The sequence below is a fragment of the Cellulosimicrobium composti genome (assembly GCF_010287905.1).
Taxonomy (GTDB): domain Bacteria; phylum Actinomycetota; class Actinomycetes; order Actinomycetales; family Cellulomonadaceae; genus Cellulosimicrobium; species Cellulosimicrobium composti.
Genome location: NZ_JAAFAN010000009.1, coordinates 38,572 through 56,648 on the forward strand (window position 1 = coordinate 38,572; position 18,077 = coordinate 56,648).

Below are 18,077 nucleotides of genomic sequence, written 5' to 3' on the forward strand. Positions count from 1 at the left end.
CACCATGACCGGTAGGACACCCGGCGGCGACGCCGCCGGAGCGCCGGGCGACGACCCGGTACCCGACCGCATCCACGCCCGCCCCGTCCCCCGCCCGGGACGATGGGTCTCCGCCGTCGTGCTGCTCGTGCTCGCCGCGATGGCGGTCAACGCGCTGCTGACGAACGAGAAGTTCCGGTGGGACGTCGTCTGGCTCTACTTCCGCGACGTGACGGTCGTGCGCGGCGTGGGCTGGACCCTCGTGCTGACGTTCGGATCGATGCTCATCGCGATCGTCCTCGCCGTGCTGCTCGCGATCATGCGGCGCTCGGACAACCCCGTGATGAAGGCCGTGAGCTGGGGCTACATCTGGTTCTTCCGCGGCACCCCGATCTACACCCAGCTCGTGTTCTGGGGCCTCATCTCGGTGCTCTACCCGCGCCTGAGCCTCGGCATCCCGTTCGGCCCCGAGTTCTTCGAGTTCCGCACCGCCGACCTGTTCACCGCGTTCGTGTGCGCGCTCATCGGGCTGTCGCTCAACGAGGCGGCGTACCTCGCGGAGATCGTGCGCGCCGGCCTCGGGTCCGTCGACCCGGGCCAGACGGAGGCCGCGAAGGCGCTCGGCATGAAAGACGGCAAGATCCTCACGCGCATCGTGCTGCCGCAGGCCATGCGCGTCATCGTGCCGCCCACGGGCAACGAGACGATCTCCATGCTCAAGACGACGTCGCTCGTCCTCGCCGTGCCGTTCACGCTCGACCTGCAGTACTCGACCAACGCGATCGGCAACCGGCTGTTCCTGCCCATCCCGCTGCTCATGGTCGCCGCCATCTGGTACCTGCTCATCACGAGCGTCCTCATGGTCGGCCAGCACTACGTCGAGCGGTACTACGGGCGCGGGTTCGGCACGCAGACGTCGGGCGGCCGCCGCGGGCGCGGCCCGGGCGGGCGCGGTCGGCGCCCCCGCAAGCAGGACCTCATCGCCGCGTCCGGCACGACGAAGGACGACCCCTTCCTGGAGGTGACCCCGTGAGCGGGACGCACGACGCGCCGGCCCCGGCCGCCGGGACCCCGATGGTCCAGGTCGAGGGCCTGCACAAGATGTTCGGCGACCTGCACGTGCTCAAGGGCGTGGACCTTGAGGTCCCGCGCGGCTCGGTGTGCGTCGTGCTCGGACCGTCCGGCTCGGGCAAGTCGACGCTGCTGCGCTGCGTCAACGAGCTCGAGGAGATCACCGGCGGACGCATCCGCGTCGACGGCGAGCTCATGGGCTATCGCGAGGTGACGAAGGACGGGCGCACGCGCCTGCACCGCCTGCACCCCAAGGTCGTCGCGCGGCAGCGCTCGCGCATCGGCATGGTGTTCCAGCACTTCAACCTGTTCCCGCACATGACGGCGCTCGACAACGTCGCGGAGGCGCCCGTCCAGGTGCGCGGGCTGAGCAGGTCCGAGGCGCGCGCCCGCGCGGCCGAGCTCCTCGACCGCGTCGGCCTCGCCGACCGCGCGGACCACTACCCGGCGCAGCTCTCCGGCGGGCAGCAGCAGCGCGTGGCCATCGCCCGCGCGCTCGCGATGGACCCCGAGCTCATGCTGTTCGACGAGCCGACGTCCGCGCTCGACCCCGAGCTCGTCGGCGAGGTGCTCGCGGTCATGCGCGACCTCGCGCGGTCCGGCATGACGATGATGGTCGTGACGCACGAGATCGGGTTCGCGCGCGAGGTCGCGGACACCGTGGTCTTCATGGACGAGGGCGTCATCGTCGAGCAGGGCACGCCCGAGCAGGTGCTCGGCGACCCGCAGCACGAGCGCACGCGGTCGTTCCTCGCGCACGTGCTCTAGCCCGCGCGAGCCGTCGCGCAGGCGCCGTCCGGGCTCGGCGCGCGCGACGGCGGCGCGGCGAGCGGGCCTCGACGGTCGTCAGCCCGCGCGACGGCGGCGCGGGAGCGCGGGGGCGTCGTGCGCCGGCGCGAGGCGGGGGGACAGTCCCGTGGGTCGCGCGACCGTGACCATCTCCCCGCTGAGCGCCCGGCCCAGGTGCACGAGCGGCAGCATGTGCTCGTGCTCGACCACGAGCGCGTCGTAGATCGGGGTCTCGCTGTCCGGGGCGTGGGAGGAGGATCGCGTCAGCACGCCTCCCACTGTCGGTGAGCGACGTGCGTTCCGCGACCGGAAGCCGTGACGTGTCCGTGAGGCGTTCGTGGAGACCGCGGGCGCGCAGCGGCCTCACCAGCTCCAGTCGCCCCAGTTCCAGCCGCCGTCGTTGCCGCCGTCGTCGTTGCCGCCACCTCCACCGCCGCCGTCGTCGCCGCCGCCCGGGCCGCCGTTCCCGCGGCCCGGCCGGTTCTGCTGCTCCTTCTCGCGCTCGTCCTGCTGCTTCTGGCGGTCGTCGAGCTCCTGCGCGCGCTGCGCGGCGTCCGCCTCGGCCTGGGCCACGGCCTCCTCGCGTGCGGTGAGCTGCGCCGTCGCCTCGTCGAGCGCGGCGCGCTGCGACTCGAGGTCCGCGCGCTCCGTCTCGAGCTGCTCGCGCTCCGCCGCGACCTCGCTCTGCACGCGCTGCGCCTCCGCCTTCTCGCGCTGCGCCTCGCCCTGCACCGAGAGCGTGAGGCCGATGCCGACGAGCAGTCCGACCGCGACGCCGGCCAGCCCGACGGCGGTCGGCACCAGCCAGCGGCGACCCCGGTCGGGCGCGCCGTCCTCGTCGTCGTCCGCCGCCGGGAGGGCCAGGGGGCCGACGCTCGTCGCGCGCGGCGTCGGCCCGGACGTCGCGCCGCCGGGCGGCCCCGCGGGCGTCGGGCCCACGGGCACGACGCCGGAGCGGGACCCGGCGGGGACGGACGCCACGCCCGGCGCGGGACGGGCCGGCGCGCCCGCCGCGGGGTCGTCGAGCGCGGCGCCGAGGGCCGGGAGGATCATCGTCGAGCTCGCGACGGGGTGGTCGTCGACGCCCGGCGCGGCGGCCGGGGCGAGCGTCGCGACGCGCGTCGCGTCCGCCGGGGCGAAGGCACCCACCGCGGGCGTCGGGCCGGACGAGCGGGCGCCCACCGCGGGGGTCGGGCCGGACGAGCGGGCGCGCAGCGAGCGGCGGGTGGGCACGGCGCCCGCGGGCAGCGGCTCCGTCGAGCGCAGGACCGGCGGCTCGGGCACGGGAGCGGGCGCGGCCGGCTCGGCGACGTCCTCCCAGAACACCCATCCCGGCGGGGGCGGGGGCCACGACGGGTCCGGGTGCCAGTCGGTCGTGGGGGTGAAGCCCTCGGGGACGGGCCACCCCGGGGGCGGCACGAACCGCACGGCCATGGGTCCTCCTTCGGTAGCGCCCGCTGGGCGGTCGACGGATGCGGGTCTCGACGGACGCGGGGGTTCGACGGGGCGCCGGGTTCGACGGGAACAGTAGGGGAGTCGTGGCCCTCGGCACGAATCCCGGGGTCGTGGCGGGCAACGGCGCAGCCCCGGCCGGTGGCGTGGGCGGTCGCTGGTAGAACGGTCCCAGACCGGTGGACGGCGCGGCGCACGTGCCGCGGGCCCGGCCCCCGGCCCTGACCCGGAGGTGTCTGTGTTCCTCGTCGACGAGCCGGTGGTGCGGACCGCCACGGCGACCGCCGAGCCCGGGCGGCCCGCCGCCGGCGCCCCGCCGCGCGAGCGGGTGCTCGTGCACGCCGCGGGGGACCTCGTGGTCGCCGCCGAGTGCGAGTACCGCCTCCTGTGCCGGCTCGACGAGCAGCTCGGCCGCGCGCCCCGCCGTGAGTCGGCCGAGGACGCCCTGCTCGCGCGCGCCACGGCTCTCGGCGCGCGGCACGAGCGCGAGGTCCTCGCGAGCCTCGAGGCCGAGCACGGGCCGTTCGACCCGGCGACGGGGCGGGGCGTCGTGCGGGTCGAGCCGCCGCGCACGGCGTCGTGGGACGAGCTCGTCGCCGCGCACGCGCGCACGCTCGCGGCCGTCGAGGCGGGGGCCGACGTCGTGCACCAGGCCGCCCTGTTCGACGGGACCTTCCACGGCCGTGCCGACTTCCTCGTGCGGACCGGCACGGACGACGCGGGCGCGGCCCGCTACGCCGTCGTCGAGACGAAGCTCGCGCGGCGCGCCAAGGTGACCGCGCTCCTCCAGGCCGCCGCGTACGCGGACCAGCTCCTCGCCGCCGGCGTGCCCGTGGACCCCCAGGTCGCGCTCGTCCTCGGCACGCGCGAGCGCACGACGCACCGCCTCGCGGACCTCCTGCCGGTGCTGCGCGCGCGGCGCGACCGGCTCGTGCGGCTCACCGCCGAGCACGTGGCGCGCGACGCGCGCGCGCCCTGGGACGACCCGGACGTCCTCGCGTGCGGGCGGTGCGAGGACTGCCGGGCGCAGATCGAGGAGCGCCGGGACGTGCTGCTCGTCGGCGGGGTGTACGAGTCGCAGCGCGCGCGCCTGCACGCCGCGGGCATCCGCACGATCGACGAGCTCGCCGCCGCGACGGACGAGACGCCCGTCCCGGACGGCATGAGCGCGTCCGCGTTCGCGCGCGTGCGGCGGCAGGCCGCGCTGCAGCTCGGGACGGGGCCCGCCGACGGGACGGTCGTGTGGGCGGACGCGTCCGGACCGCACGAGCTCTCGTGGCGCATCGACGACCCGTCGCCGGTGCTCGCCCTGCCCGCGCCGAGCCCGGGAGACCTGTTCTTCGACTTCGAGGGCGACCCGCTGTGGACGGACGCGGGCGGGACGACGTGGGGCATCGACTACCTGTTCGGGTGGGTCGAGCGACCGGCGTCCCCCGAGGACCGCCCGCCCTTCCACGCGCTGTGGGCGCACGACCTCGCGGCCGAGCGCGACGCGCTCGTCGCGTTCGTCGACCACGTCAACGCGCGCCGCCGCGTGCACCCCGACCTGCACGTGTACCACTACGCCGACTACGAGCGCGCGCACCTCCTCGCGATCGCGGCGCGGCACGGCGTGTACGAGGAGGAGGTCGACGACCTGCTGCGCGACGGCGTCCTCGTCGACCTCTACGCCGTCGTCCGGCAGGCCCTGCACGTCTCCGACCGGTCGCGCTCGATCAAGCGGCTCGAGCCGCTCTACATGGGCGACGAGCTGCGCACGGGCGACGTGACGACGGGCGCCGCGTCCGTCGTCGCATACGCGGAGTACACCGCGCTCCGGGACGCGGGCCGCGACGCCGAGGCGGACGACCTGCTGCGCGGGATCGCGGACTACAACCGCTACGACTGCGTGTCGACGCTGCGGCTCGCGGACTGGCTGCGGTCCGCGGCCGCCGCCGTGGCGGACCGCGCCCGGGTCGTCCCGGGCGCGGGGACCGGCACGGGGGCAGCCGCGCCGACCGGCGGGGCGGACGGGACGCCGGGCGCGGCGACCCCGCCGCGCGAGCGGTCGTCCGCGGTGGCGCTCGAGGAGGAGATCCGGCGGGCGGTCGGGGAGGACCGGGCGCGGCGCGGCCCGGACGAGAGCGGGCTCGCGCTCTACGGTGCGGCGGCCGGGTACTTCCGGCGCGAGGCCAAGCCGTTCTGGCACGAGCACTACTCGCGCCTGTCGCTCCCCACCGACGAGTGGCTGGGCCGTCGCAACGCGTTCCTCGTGGAGGACGCCGTCGTCGTCTCGGGCTGGGAGGTCGAGCCGGGGCGGCGCACGCTGTCGCGTCGCCTCGAGCTCGTGGGCCGGCTGCCGGAGGGCAGCGACCTGCGCGTCGGCGTCGCGCCGTTCGCGCTCTACGACCCGCCGCTTCCCGCGTGCGCGCGCACGGCCGCCGACGGCGTGCGCGGCTGGCTCACGGGCGCGTCGATCCTCGACGCCGGGCGTCGCGGGACGCCCGCCGGCGAGCGGGACGTGCTCGTCGTGCGCGAGCAGCTCCCCACGGGGGCCGAGCCGTTCGACGCGACCCCGGTCGCGCTCACGCCGTCCCCCGGCCCCAGCGCGAAGCCGCTCGAGGCCGCGGCCGAGGCGGCTGCGCGTCGCGCGCTCGGCACGTGGCGCGACGCCGGGACCCTGCCGCGCGACGCGGCGACCGACGTCCTGCTGCGACGGCCGCCGCGGCTCGTCGGGGCGTCGGGCCCGGACGGCGGCACCGCCACGGGCGACCCGGCGGGGGCGGGCCTGCCGCCGGTCGTGGGCGACGACGTCGTGGCGGCGGTGACGCGCGCCGTCGAGCGGCTCGACGACTCCTACCTCGCCGTCCAGGGACCGCCCGGGACGGGCAAGACGTACGTCGGCTCGCACGTCGTCGCGCGGCTCGTCGCGCAGGGGTGGCGCGTGGGCGTGGTCGCGCAGTCGCACGCCGTGGTCGAGAACATGCTGCGCGCCGTCGTGCTCGGGGCCGGCGTCCCGCGCGAGCGCGTCGCGAAGAAGGTCGCCGCCGACGGGCCCTCCGCGCGCGCCGTCTACGACGAGGTCGACGGCACGCGCCTCGCCGCGTTCGCGACCGAGCCGGGCGGGCGCGTCGTCGGCGGCACCGCGTGGGACTTCGCCGCCGAACGCCTCCCGGCGGGCACGCTCGACCTGCTCGTCGTCGACGAGGCCGGGCAGCTCTCGCTCGCGACCACCGTCGCCGTCGCACGGGCCGCGCGGCGCCTCCTGCTGCTCGGCGACCCGCAGCAGCTCCCGCAGGTGAGCCAGGGCCGCCACCCGGAGCCCGTCGACCGGTCGGCGCTCGGCTGGCTCGCGGACGGGCACGGCGTGCTCCCGCCCGACCGCGGCTACTTCCTCCCGACGACGTGGCGCATGCACCCGCGCCTCGCGCGCGCCGTCTCGACGCTCGCGTACGAGGACCGGCTGCGCGCGCACCCGTCGACCGCGGGCCGCCACCTCGACGGGGTCGAGCCCGGCGTCGAGCAGGTGCTCGTCGAGCACGCGGGGAACTCCGTGCGCTCGCCCGAGGAGGCTGCCGAGGTCGTGCGGCAGGTCGAGCGCGTGCTCGGCCGCACGTGGACGACGACGGTCGACGGGGTCGTGCGCGAGCGGCCGCTCGGTCAGGCGGACGTGCTCGTCGTCGCGGCGTACAACGCCCAGGTGTGGGCCGTGCGCGGTGCGCTCGCGGGCGCCGGGCTTCCCGACATCGAGGTCGGCACGGTCGACCGGTTCCAGGGCAAGGAGGCGCCCGTCGTCGTCGTGACGCTCGCGGCGTCGTCGGCGCGCGACGCGTCCCGCGGCCTCGGCTTCCTGCTCTCGCGGAACCGGGTGAACGTCGCGGTCTCGCGCGCGCAGTGGAGCGCGGTCGTCGTGCGCGCGCCCGGCCTGACCGACGTCCTGCCGCACTCGCCGCGCGGCGTCGAGGAGCTCGGCGCGTTCCTCGCCCTCACCGCCTCGGCGCCCGGCGACTGACGGGAGACCGGCAGGGGACGACCGGCCCCGGACGCACGAGTGCCCCCGACCCGAGGGGTCGGGGGCACTCGGTGAACGATCAGGGGGCGCGGCCGTCGAGGGCCGTCACCGCGGAGATCGGGTCAGAGCGCGCGGATGTTCTCCGCCTGCGGGCCCTTCGGGCCCTGCGTCACGTCGAACTCGACGCGCTGGTTCTCCTCCAGCGTGCGGAAGCCCTGCGACTGGATCGCGGAGTAGTGCGCGAACACGTCGGCCGAGCCGTCCTCGGGGGCGATGAAGCCGTAGCCCTTCTCGCTGTTGAACCACTTCACGGTTCCGGTAGCCATTGTTACTCCTTCAAGAGTGTGGAAACACCCCCCGCGGGCGCAGGGGAGTACATCACGGTGTTCGTCGTCAACTCTTGGGTAACAAGGTCCGCCGGGCGGCCGCCGCGAGGGCGATCACGTCGACGCGAGGACAAGCGAGGCACTGCAATCTCGGAGACAACCGTACAGGGTATGCCCGGACTTGGCCATGGTCCTTTCCCGAGTCGTGTCGGGAGCCCGGCCGGGCGCGGCGCGCTCCACGGGTCAGCGCCCGAGCGTCGTGACCTCGACGACGGGGACGACGCGCCGCCAGTCCGGCTCCCCGCGCTCGGCGGCGAGCGGCTCGGCCCACTCGCGGAGCACCGGCTCCAGCATCGCCCACCCCTGGGCGTGCCCGTCCGCGTACGCGCGCAGGAGGCCCGCGCCGACCTCGGGGGGCAGGACGCGCGTCGTGGCCCGGACGCCGCGCCGCCGCCCCGTCCACACGAGGACGCGCGGGTCGGCGACGACGTTGCGGTACCACTGCGACCGCGGGCCGAGCCCCGCGACCACGACCCACGACCCCGGCGCGGGCCGGTCCACGACCTCCAGCACGACGTACCGCACCGCCCCCGTCGTCCGGCCCCGGTGCGCGAGCATCAGCAGGCGGCTGCCGGCGAGGGCGCCGAGGCCGGACCGGAAGAGCGCGATCGGCGCGCGGACGAACCAGCGGGCGTGCAGGAGACGGGACGCGAGGGGCATCGTCCGACGGTAGTCCGGGGCCCGGGAACGGCACATCCGTACCGTCCACGGAACGAAACGAGACCCTTGCGTTACGAGTCGGTAACAACTCGCTGCGCCCCAGGAAATCCGAACCGCCTACGTTCGCGTCACCCAGGAACGCGGAGGGCGCCACCTCCCGCGGATCCGTGGGTCCGGAGCTCCGCGGGACGCCCCGCGGGACCTCGGACGACACGTCCGCGCGAAGGTTTCGTCCCCTCGTGACCTGTGTCACTATTCAGCACGCTATTCAGTGTTGAATTCAGCGATCGACCGCGGGGACATGCGGCTCTCGGGCCCTCCGCGGGGATCAGGACCACGGAGGTTGGCATGCATCGCACAGCACGACGGGCGAGCGGGGGTGCCGCGCTGCTCCTCGCGGCCACTCTCGTCCTCACCGCCTGCGGTCCCCAGTCCCAGGGCGGCGGAGGCGACGAGACGACCGGGACGTCGACCGAGACCGACGACGGCGGCTCGACCGAGCTCAGCATCGTCCCCTCGGTCCAGATCGACATCGAGGGCGCCGAGGTCGAGGCGACCGAGGGCGGCGACCCGGCCGACCCGGCCGGCGACGGCAGCGCCGAGTGCGCCGAGGGCACGGCGATCGCGATGGCCGGTGCCCTCACGGGCCCGAACGCCGCGCTCGGCCTCAACATCCTCTACGGGGCGCAGCTCGCGGTGGACGAGTTCAACGCGGCGAACCCCGGGTGCCAGGTGACGATCAAGGAGTTCGACACCGAGGGCGACCCGCAGAAGGCGACCCAGGTCGCGCCGCAGATCGTCGGTGACGCGTCCGTGCTCGGCCTCCTCGGCCCCGCGTTCTCCGGCGAGACCGCGGCTACCGGCGACGTCTTCAACCAGGCGGGCCTGCTGTCGCTCAGCGCGTCGGCCACGAACCCCGACCTGACGAAGAACGGCTGGACGAACTTCTTCCGCGGCCTCGCGAACGACGCCGTCCAGGGCCCGTCGGTCGCGAAGTACCTCGTGAACACGAAGAGCTTCGGCAGCGTCTGCGTCGTCTCCGACAACTCGGACTACGGCATCGGGCTCGCCCAGCAGATCACCGAGGGTCTCGGTGACGCGGCGAACGACGAGTGCGCCGCCGAGGTCAAGACGGGCGACAAGGACTTCTCCGCAGCCGTCCAGATCATCTCGGGCGCCGACGCCGACGCCGTGTTCTACGCCGGCTACTACGCGGAGGCCGCGCCGTTCGTCCAGCAGCTGCGCGACGGCGGCGTCGACATCCCGTTCGTCTCGGCGGACGGCACCAACGACCCGCAGTTCGTCTCGCAGGCCGGCGCCTCGTCCGAGGGCGCGATCCTGTCCTGCCCGTGCGGCCCCGCCCCGGACGAGTTCGCGGCGGCGTACGAGGAGTCGGCCGGCCAGGCGCCGGGCGTGTACTCGGTCGAGGGCTACGACCTCGCGACGATCATGCTCTCGGGCATCGCGTCGGGCGTCGCGGACCGTGCCGGCCTGATCGACTACGTGGCGAACTACTCCGGTGACGGCCTGGCCCGCACCTACGAGTGGGACTCCGCGGGCGAGCTCGCCGCAGCGCTCATCTGGATCTACGAGGTCCAGTAGTCCGACGACGACGGGCGCCCCGCCCCGACCCCCGCACCGCGGGGGCCGCCGGGTGGGGCGCCCGTCGTGGACCACGACCTCGTACCCCCAGCAGAACCAGGGAGCGTCATGCCCGCTCTTGCAGAAGCGCTGGTGCACAGCGCGACCGCCGGACCCCTCGTCCACCAGTCCCTCATCGACTTCAACCTCGCCGGCCTCGGCCGGAACTTCTGGGGCCTCACCATCGAGGGCCTCACGTACGGCGCGATCTACGCGCTCGTGGCCGTCGGCTACACGCTCGTCTACGGCGTGCTGCGGCTCATCAACTTCGCCCACTCCGAGGTCTTCATGCTCGGCATGTTCGGGCAGTACGCGACCCTCCTGCTCCTGGGCTTCTACCCGAGCGGGAACGCGTACGACAAGGGGATCCTGCTCACCGTGCTGTACCTGGGCATCGCGATGCTCGGCGGCATGATCGTCGCGGGCGGCACCGCCGTCGGGCTCGAGCGTGTGGCGTACCGCCCGCTGCGCAAGCGCGGCGCACCCTCCCTCGTGTTCCTCATCACCGCGATCGGCATGTCCTTCGTGCTGCAGGAGTTCGTGCACTTCGTGCTCCCCAAGCTCACGGGTGGCACGCTCGGCGGCGTCAACGCGCAGCAGCCGATCCGGCTCGTGCAGCCCGAGGTGCAGTTCACGATCGGCGGCGCGCCCGTCACGAACGTCACGCTCGTGATCATCCTGTCGGCGCTCGTCCTCGCGCTCGCGACGGACCTGTTCATCAACCGCACCAAGTTCGGCCGCGGCATCCGCGCCGTCGCGCAGGACCCGGTGACGGCGACGCTCATGGGCGTCTCGCGCGAGCGCGTGATCATGCTGACGTTCCTCATCGGCGGCATCCTCGCGGGCGCCGCCGCGCTGCTGTACACGCTGCGCGTCCCCAACGGGATCATCTACTCCGGCGGCTTCATCCTGGGCATCAAGGCGTTCTCCGCCGCGGTGCTCGGCGGCATCGGCAACCTGCGCGGCGCGCTGCTCGGTGGTCTGCTGCTCGGCGTCATGGAGAACTACGGCCAGGTGGTCTTCGGCACGGAGTGGCGCGACGTCGTCGCCTTCGTGCTCCTCATCGTCGTCCTGATGTTCCGCCCGACGGGCATCCTCGGGGAGTCGCTGGGGAGGGCCCGCGCATGAGCACCTCGACACCTGCACCGCAGTCCTCGTCGTCGGGGGCGCCCCCGTCGATGCCGCCGGCCGGCCGCGTCGCGACGAAGGACCGCCCGCACGGCGGCGTCGGCGACCGCCTCCGCCTCTGGTGGGACGCGCTCCCGCGCCCGACGCAGTGGCTCGTCGGCGTGCCGTTCGTCCTCTTCATGGCGCTCGTGCCGATCCTCAACATCCCGGTGCTCACGACGGTCGGGACGAACTTCGGCGGCGTCATGGCGCAGTTCGGGATGATCGCGCTCATCGCGATCGGCCTGAACGTCGTCGTGGGCCAGGCCGGCCTGCTCGACCTCGGGTACGTCGGCTTCTACGCCATCGGCGCGTACACGGTCGCGATCCTCACGAGCCCCGACAGCCCCTGGAACCAGGCCGGCGAGGGGCACTGGCTCGGGCGCGAGTGGGCATGGCTCGCGGCGCTGCCGGTCGCGATCGCGATCACGTCGCTCTCCGGTCTCATCCTCGGGTCGCCGACGCTGCGCCTGCGCGGCGACTACCTCGCGATCGTCACGCTGGGCTTCGGCGAGATCGTCCGCCTCCTCGCGGACAACCTCGACGAGCTCACGGGCGGCGGCCAGGGCCTGCGCGGCGTGGCCTACCCGCGGCTCGGCGTGACGGAGGACCTGCCGAACGGCGTCTTCTCCGCGGGCAACGCGGCGGGAACGCTCAACTCGGGCGTCTGGTGGTACTGGCTCAGCCTCGTCTTCATCATCATCTCGCTCCTGTTCGTCGGGAACCTCGAGCGCTCGCGCGTCGGGCGCGCGTGGGTCGCGATCCGCGAGGACGAGGACGCGGCCGAGATCATGGGCGTGCCGACGTTCCGCTTCAAGCTCTGGGCGTTCGTCATCGGCGCCTCGATCGGGGGCGTCGCGGGCGCGCTCTACGCCGGGCAGGTCCAGTTCGTCATCCCGACGAACTTCAACGTCATCAACTCGGTCCTCTTCCTGTGCGCCGTCGTGCTCGGCGGCCAGGGGAACAAGCTCGGGGTCATCCTCGGCGCGTTCATCATCGTCTACGTGCCGAACTTCTTCCTCGGCCGCACCGAGCTGTTCGGCATCCCGATCAACGGCAACGAGATCGCGAGCTACCGGTACCTGTTCTTCGGTCTCGCGCTGGTCGTGCTCATGATCTTCCGACCGCAAGGACTCCTGCCCGTCCGGCAGAAGCTGCTCACGTACGGGCGCGAGCTCTACGTGGCGGCGCGGCGCGCCGCGCACGCGGTCGCCCCGCGCGGCGGGTCCGACGGCGGCGCGCGTCCGGGCACCCCGGCCGTCGCGACGGCGTCGGGCGGCGCGGGCGGGGCCGCTCCCGTCGCGGGAGGACCGACGGCGGACGGGCCGGGGACGGCCCGGAGCACGACGAACGAGGAGGAGACCCGATGAGCACCCACGACCCGGGCGGGATCGGGGCGGGCGGCGAGCACGGGGACGAGCACCTCGCGGCGTCGGGCCGCGCCGACTCCTCGCGCGCGGACCTGTACATGCCGGGCGCCGTCCTGGAGGAGCCGGCGATCGTCGACGTCGCGGAGGTGCGGCCCGAGCTCGCCAACCCGGACCTCGTCGACGCGATGGTCGCGCCGGACCGCACGGTCCGCGCGAAGGTCGGCGAGCCGCTGCTCCAGATGGAGAACGTCACCGTGCAGTTCGGCGGGCTCGTGGCGCTGGACGACGTGACGTTCGAGATCCGGCGCGGCGAGATCCTCGGCCTCATCGGCCCCAACGGCGCGGGCAAGACGACGGCGTTCAACGCGATGACCGGCGTCTACCGCCCCACGAAGGGGCAGGTCGTGTTCGACGGCACGCCCGTGGGCAAGCTCAAGCGCTACCGGATCACGCAGCGCGGCATCGCGCGCACGTTCCAGAACATCCGCCTGTTCAACGAGATGACGGCGCTCGAGAACGTCGTCGTCGGCTCGGACGCGCGGCACCGCACGTCGGTCCCCGGCGCGCTGTTCCGCACGCCGCGGCACCGGCGCGAGGAGCGCGACGCGATCGACCGTGCGATGGCGCTGCTCGAGTTCGTGGGCGTCGGCGGCCGGGCCACGGAGAAGGCGCGCAACCTCTCCTACGGCGACCAGCGCCGTCTGGAGATCGCGCGCGCCCTCGCGACCGAGCCCAAGCTCCTGTGCCTCGACGAGCCCGCGGCGGGCTTCAACCCGGCGGAGAAGGAGGCCCTCATGGACCTCATCCGCCACATCCGCGACGACGGGTACACCGTGCTGCTCATCGAGCACGACATGCGCCTGGTCCGTGGGGTCACGGACCGGATCGTCGTGCTGGAGTTCGGGCGGGTCATCGCGGACGGCACGCCCGACGAGGTGACGAACGACCCCAAGGTCATCGCCGCCTACCTGGGCGTGCCCGACGAGGAGCTGGCCGCCGCGGAGGGCGGCACGGGCGCCGACGCGCCCGCCGCCCCGACGACCGAAGGAGGCAGCGGCGATGCCTCTGCTTGAGCTGCAGGACATGACGGTCGCGTACGGCCGCATCGAGGCGGTGCGCGGCATCTCGATCACCGTGGAGGAGGGCGAGCTCGTCACCCTCATCGGGGCCAACGGCGCCGGGAAGACGACGACGATGCGCGCGATCTCGGGCATCCGCCCGGTCTCGCGCGGCAGGGTCGTCTTCGACGGCAAGGACATCACGCGCATGAAGGCGCACCTGCGCGTGCTCGAGGGCATCGTGCAGGCGCCCGAGGGCCGCGGGATCTTCCCCGGGATGACCGTCGTCGAGAACCTTGAGATGGGCTCCTACGCGCGGACGTTCTCCTCGAAGGCCGAGCACGACGAGACGGTGGAGCGGGTGTTCGACCTGTTCCCGCGTCTCGCGGAGCGCAAGGACCAGGTGGGCGGAACCATGTCCGGCGGCGAGCAGCAGATGCTCGCGATCGGGCGGGCGCTCATGGCGCGGCCGCGCCTGCTCCTGCTCGACGAGCCGTCGATGGGTCTCGCGCCCATGGTGATCCAGCAGATCTTCCGCATCGTGTCGGAGATCAACGCGCAGGGGACGACGGTCCTGCTCGTGGAGCAGAACGCGCAGCAGGCGCTGTCGCGCTCCGACCGCGCGTACGTGCTCGAGACCGGCGAGGTCGTGCGCACCGGTGGTGGCCGGGAGCTCCTCGCCGACCCGAGCATCAAGGAGGCGTACCTGGGCGTCGCCTGACGCCCGTCGACCCCGACCGGCGGCCACCGGTCGCCCGCAGCGCCCGGCGGCGGCGCGCCCTCCTCGGACGGCGCGTCCCGCCGGGCGTCGGCGCGTCGGGACACGTCCGTGCGCGGGCCCGGCGCGGGGTCCCGCGCGGCCGCCGTTCCCCTACGCTGGACGGGTGCCGCTCCGCCGCCGTGACGCCCGGGACCGACTGACCTTCGAGCTGGTCGAGTCGACGGACGAGGACGTCGACGACGAGGTCGCGCCGCCGGCGCCGCGGACCCGCCCGCCGGGCGCGCCCGGGTTCACCCGGCCCTCCCCGGGCGCGCAGACCTCGCGCCCCGCCGACCTCGACGCCCGGCCCGGCCCGGCGCCGGTCGCGAGCGACGACCCCGCCGACACCGCGGCGTCCCCCGACCCCGGGCCCGGCGTCGCCGAGGACGCCGTCGGCGACGGACCCGACGGTGGCGACGGCGACGCGCCCGACGGCGCGCGCGACGAGACCGTCCCGCCGCGGCGCGGTCGGCGGACCGCCGTCGTGGGCGCCACCGCCGCGGGCGTCGCGCTCGTGCTGGGCGGCATGCTCGCGGTCGACGCGTGGCAGGGGCGGGGCGAGCTCGACCGGCTGCGCACGGCCCCGGGTGCGGTCGAGCCGCTCCCGGACGCGCCCGAGGAGCGGTGGACGACGGACGTCGCCGTCGCCAACAGCATCGGGTTCCTGCCCTCGACGGTCGTCACGGTCGAGGAGGGCGCCGCCGTCGGGTCCTCGCTCGACACCGGCGAGGAGCTCTGGCGCGTCGACGTGGGCGTCGGTGCGGCGTGCGGGAGCGTCTTCCTGTGGTCGCCGCCCGCCGGGGAGCCCGACCCCACGATCGTGTGCGTGGCGCCGGTCCTGGACGGCGCGGGTGCGCAGGACGAGGACGACCTGCCGACCGACCCGTGGACCGGGCGCGTGCAGACCACGGACTGGGAGGTCGTCGTCGTGGACGCCGCCGGCGAGGTGCTCGGGCGGCGCAGCACGACGACCGAGGGCGGGGTCCCCGCGCCGGGACCCGGGGGCACGGTCGTGCGCGCCGAGCGCGTCGGCCCGGTGCCCGAGGGCGACGGCACGGAGCTCGAGATCGACATGACGACGGGCAGCGTCGGAGAGATCCCGGAGGGCCGGGCCGCCGTCCTGCGCGTCGAGGACGCCCTCACGGGCGACGTCCGCTGGGACGCCGAGCTGCCGTTCGTGGCGCGGTCCGGCCAGTGCGTCGAGTGGAGCGAGGTCGACGGCGCCGAGACCGTCCGCGCGTCGCTCGAGGGCCTGTGGACGGGTGCGGAGCCGCGCCTCGTCCGCGTCGACGGCTGCGGCGTGACGGGGTGGTTCACCCCGGACGGCGCGCGGCTCGACGACCCGGACAACCCCGTCGACAGCGTCGTCGCGCTCGGGGACGGCAGCTACTACCGCGACCCGGCGAGCAACGAGTACGGCTGGGGCTACGGGTCCCCGGAGCCGGCCGACCCGGCCGCGGCGCCGGCGGTCCTCGGGCCCGACGGGTCGCTGCGCTGGGAGGCGCCGGGCCCGGTGCTCGTGCCGCAGTCGACCGACGGGCGGCCCGCGCCGCTGCTCGTCCAGGACGGGCTCGAGGTGGCTGCGTTCGACGGGACCGGGGCGGAGGTCTGGCGCGGGACGGAGCCCTGGACGCCCGAGAGCGTGCTCGTCGCGGCGGGCGGGACGTTCGTCGTGAGCACGGGGTACGGGGGTGCCGTGCTCGTCGGGATCGACGCCGCCACGGGGCGTGAGACGTGGTCGCTCTCGCGCGACGACGTGGACGGCCTCCTCGGGGACTCGGGCTCGGAGGCGTCGGGCTGGTCGGTCGACTCCGCGTACACCGACGGCTCGCGAGCCATCGCGGTGGTCTCCAACTGGCAGGACGGGTCGAGCACGCTCGTGGCCCTCGACCTCGCCGACGGGCGGGTGGTGTGGACCGCGGACTGGGGGGAGGACGCCCGCGGCTCGTGGGTGCTCCCGATCCAGGGGCGCCTGCTGCGCCTCGGCGAGGCGGCGATCACCCGGCTCGGTTGACGCCCGTCCTACGCTGGGGACGTGCCGCTCCGACGACGCGACGGCGGTGACGACCGCCGGACGTTCGAGCTCGTCGACACGGCCGGGGTCGACGTGGACCCCGACCTCCTCGACGCGCCCCGCACGGTGCTGCTCGGCGCGCCCCCGCGCGGCCCCGACGCGCGCGACCTCGCGTCCGGCACGGACGACCGGGCGGCGCCCGGTGAGGGCGGCACCGCACCCGGGCCCCCGGCCACGACGGGCGGGCCCGGCGCCGACCGCCGTCGACGCCGCACGGTCGGTGCCGCGGTGACCGGCGGCGTCGTGGTCCTGGTCGTCGGCGGGATGCTCGTGGTCGACGCGGTGACGAGCGGCGACGCGCAGGATCGCCTCGAGTCCGCGCGCGGCGCGGTGCGTGCGCTCGACGGCGCCCCGGTCGAGCGCTGGACGGCGCCCGTGGCGGCGGAGCGTGGCGTCGCCTACCTGCCGGGCCTGCTCGTCACGGTCGACGGCGACGAGGCGGTCGCGCTCGACCTCGACACGGGCGCCGAGGCGTGGCGCACCGCGATCGGCAGCGACGAGGCGGTGTGCGGGTCGTGGAGCCCGTGGCCGGCGTCCGGCCCGGCGCCGAGCACGGTCGTGTGCGTCGCGGGCCCGGGGGTCGTGCCGTTCTGGTACGACCCGGTCGACGAGCCGCGCACCGCGCCGGACGAGGTCGACGTGACGGTCCTCGACGCCGACGGCCGCGTGGTGGGGGAGCGCACCGTCGAGGTGGGCGGGGACGTGCTCGTGCCCGGTCCCGACGGGGCCCTGGTCCGGGCCGAGCGCGTCGGCGAGCCCGGCCCCCCGATCGGCGCCCCGGTCGCCGTCGACCCGGGGGCGGGGGAGTCGGTCGACGGCGTGTCCGGCCGCGACGCCGTCGTGACGGTCGAGGACGCGCTGAGCGGCGAGGTGCGCTGGCGCGGCGAGCTCCCGTTCCAGGACGTGCCGTGGTCGTGCACCACGTGGGACGCCGAGACCGGCGGCGAGGTGATCGAGCCGGAGCACCTCACGGTCGTCGCGACCGACACGATGGTGGAGGTCTCCGGCTGCGGCGTCGCGGCGTCGTTCCACGTGGACGGTCGGCGGCTCGACGACGCCGACGTGCCCACGGACGGCGCGGTGCCGCTCGCCGGCGGCCGGTTCCTCGTGGACGCCGACCGCCAGGGCACGACGGGCGCGCTGCGCGCCGACCGCGTGCTCGACCCCGACGGGAGGCCCGTGCTCGACGCCCCGGGCGAGGTCCTCGACCCCTGGGCGACCGACGACCCGGTGCCCGGCGTGCTGCTCGTGCGCGACGGCATCGACCTGCGCGCCTTCGACGACGAGGGCGCGCGCCTGTGGACGTACGACGGCGCGCGCGTGCCCGAGGCCGTGTACGCCCTCGCGGGCGGGACGGCCGTCGTCGGCACGGCCAACACCGTCCTCGGCCTCGACGCGCTCTCGGGCACGGCGACGTGGTCGCGGTTCCTCGACGACCTCGGGAACGACGGCGGGGACGCGATGGTGACGCAGGCCTTCACCGACGGGCGGTGCGCGTTCCTCGTGCTCGTCGACCCGGCGACGGGGACGCACCCGCGGGTGGTCGCGCTCGAGCTGTCGTCGGGCGCGGTCGTCTGGGAGGACGACCTGCCGGGGGAGTGGGCGTCGTTCGCCCCGGTCCAGGGGCGGCTCCTGCGCTGGGACGACGCGGCGGTCACGCTGCTGGGCTGACCCGCCCA

At 75.1% G+C, this 18,077-nt stretch carries 14 protein-coding genes; 10 read left to right on the forward strand and 4 right to left on the reverse strand.

Going from position 1 to position 18,077, the window contains the following annotated elements; translation table 11 throughout:
* Positions 1-4 precede the first annotated feature (4 nt).
* The gene (locus tag GYH36_RS04295; RefSeq protein WP_024841313.1) at positions 5-1,012 is read left to right on the forward strand and encodes an amino acid ABC transporter permease; all 1,008 of its coding nucleotides are present in this window, start codon (positions 5-7) and stop codon (positions 1,010-1,012) included.
* Positions 1,013-1,053: 41 nt separating this feature from the next.
* A complete protein-coding gene (locus tag GYH36_RS04300; protein WP_162289224.1) occupies positions 1,054-1,818 on the forward strand; it encodes an amino acid ABC transporter ATP-binding protein in 765 nt (254 codons plus the stop codon).
* 78 nt (positions 1,819-1,896) lie between these two features.
* Here GYH36_RS04300 and GYH36_RS04305 read toward each other — a convergent pair whose 3' ends face one another.
* Both GYH36_RS04305 and GYH36_RS04310 read right to left on the reverse strand, forming a co-directional pair.
* The gene (locus tag GYH36_RS04305; RefSeq protein WP_024841311.1) at positions 1,897-2,109 is read right to left on the reverse strand and encodes a hypothetical protein; all 213 of its coding nucleotides are present in this window, start codon (positions 2,107-2,109) and stop codon (positions 1,897-1,899) included.
* A 93-nt stretch (positions 2,110-2,202) separates the two neighbouring features.
* On the reverse strand, positions 2,203-3,273 hold the full coding sequence (locus GYH36_RS04310) for a hypothetical protein (RefSeq protein ID WP_115941383.1): 1,071 nt from the start codon (positions 3,271-3,273) through the stop codon (positions 2,203-2,205).
* Positions 3,274-3,529: 256 nt separating this feature from the next.
* On the opposite strand from GYH36_RS04310, the gene GYH36_RS04315 reads away from it, so the two are divergent.
* Positions 3,530-7,282 carry a TM0106 family RecB-like putative nuclease gene (locus GYH36_RS04315; protein ID WP_312028505.1) on the forward strand — a complete coding sequence of 1,251 codons (3,753 nt, stop codon included), beginning with the start codon at positions 3,530-3,532 and terminating at the stop codon, positions 7,280-7,282.
* A 122-nt stretch (positions 7,283-7,404) separates the two neighbouring features.
* On the opposite strand, the gene cspE is transcribed toward GYH36_RS04315, so the two are convergent.
* Together cspE and GYH36_RS04325 are read right to left on the reverse strand one after the other, a co-directional pair.
* Positions 7,405-7,608 (reverse strand): transcription antiterminator/RNA stability regulator CspE, encoded by a 204-nt coding sequence (cspE, locus tag GYH36_RS04320; RefSeq protein ID WP_024841308.1) that lies wholly within the window; start codon positions 7,606-7,608, stop codon positions 7,405-7,407.
* 243 nt (positions 7,609-7,851) lie between these two features.
* Entirely contained in the window at positions 7,852-8,328 is a 477-nt protein-coding gene (locus GYH36_RS04325) for a nitroreductase family deazaflavin-dependent oxidoreductase (protein ID WP_162289202.1), read from the reverse strand.
* A 348-nt stretch (positions 8,329-8,676) separates the two neighbouring features.
* Here GYH36_RS04325 and GYH36_RS04330 point away from each other — a divergent pair, with 348 nt between their 5' ends.
* The 7 genes from GYH36_RS04330 (at position 8,677) to GYH36_RS04360 (ending at position 18,069) form a co-directional block, all read left to right on the forward strand.
* Positions 8,677-9,930, forward strand: coding sequence for a branched-chain amino acid ABC transporter substrate-binding protein (locus GYH36_RS04330; protein WP_024841306.1), 1,254 nt, complete (start codon positions 8,677-8,679; stop codon positions 9,928-9,930).
* Between the two features lie 132 nt (positions 9,931-10,062).
* Positions 10,063-11,097, forward strand: coding sequence for a branched-chain amino acid ABC transporter permease (locus tag GYH36_RS04335; RefSeq protein WP_231492864.1), 1,035 nt, complete (start codon positions 10,063-10,065; stop codon positions 11,095-11,097).
* Positions 11,094-12,506 (forward strand): branched-chain amino acid ABC transporter permease, encoded by a 1,413-nt coding sequence (locus tag GYH36_RS04340; RefSeq protein ID WP_024841304.1) that lies wholly within the window; start codon positions 11,094-11,096, stop codon positions 12,504-12,506. The genes GYH36_RS04335 and GYH36_RS04340 overlap by 4 nt, the downstream gene beginning before the upstream one ends.
* Positions 12,503-13,579, forward strand: coding sequence for an ABC transporter ATP-binding protein (locus GYH36_RS04345; protein ID WP_115941380.1), 1,077 nt, complete (start codon positions 12,503-12,505; stop codon positions 13,577-13,579). The genes GYH36_RS04340 and GYH36_RS04345 overlap by 4 nt, the downstream gene beginning before the upstream one ends.
* Positions 13,566-14,285: an ABC transporter ATP-binding protein gene (locus tag GYH36_RS04350; protein ID WP_024841302.1), complete on the forward strand. Its 720-nt coding sequence runs from the start codon at positions 13,566-13,568 to the stop codon at positions 14,283-14,285. The genes GYH36_RS04345 and GYH36_RS04350 overlap by 14 nt, the downstream gene beginning before the upstream one ends.
* 163 nt (positions 14,286-14,448) lie before the next feature.
* Entirely contained in the window at positions 14,449-16,338 is a 1,890-nt protein-coding gene (locus GYH36_RS04355) for a PQQ-binding-like beta-propeller repeat protein (protein ID WP_162289203.1), read from the forward strand.
* A 21-nt stretch (positions 16,339-16,359) separates the two neighbouring features.
* Positions 16,360-18,069: a hypothetical protein gene (locus GYH36_RS04360; protein ID WP_162289204.1), complete on the forward strand. Its 1,710-nt coding sequence runs from the start codon at positions 16,360-16,362 to the stop codon at positions 18,067-18,069.
* Positions 18,070-18,077: the final 8 nt, after the last annotated feature.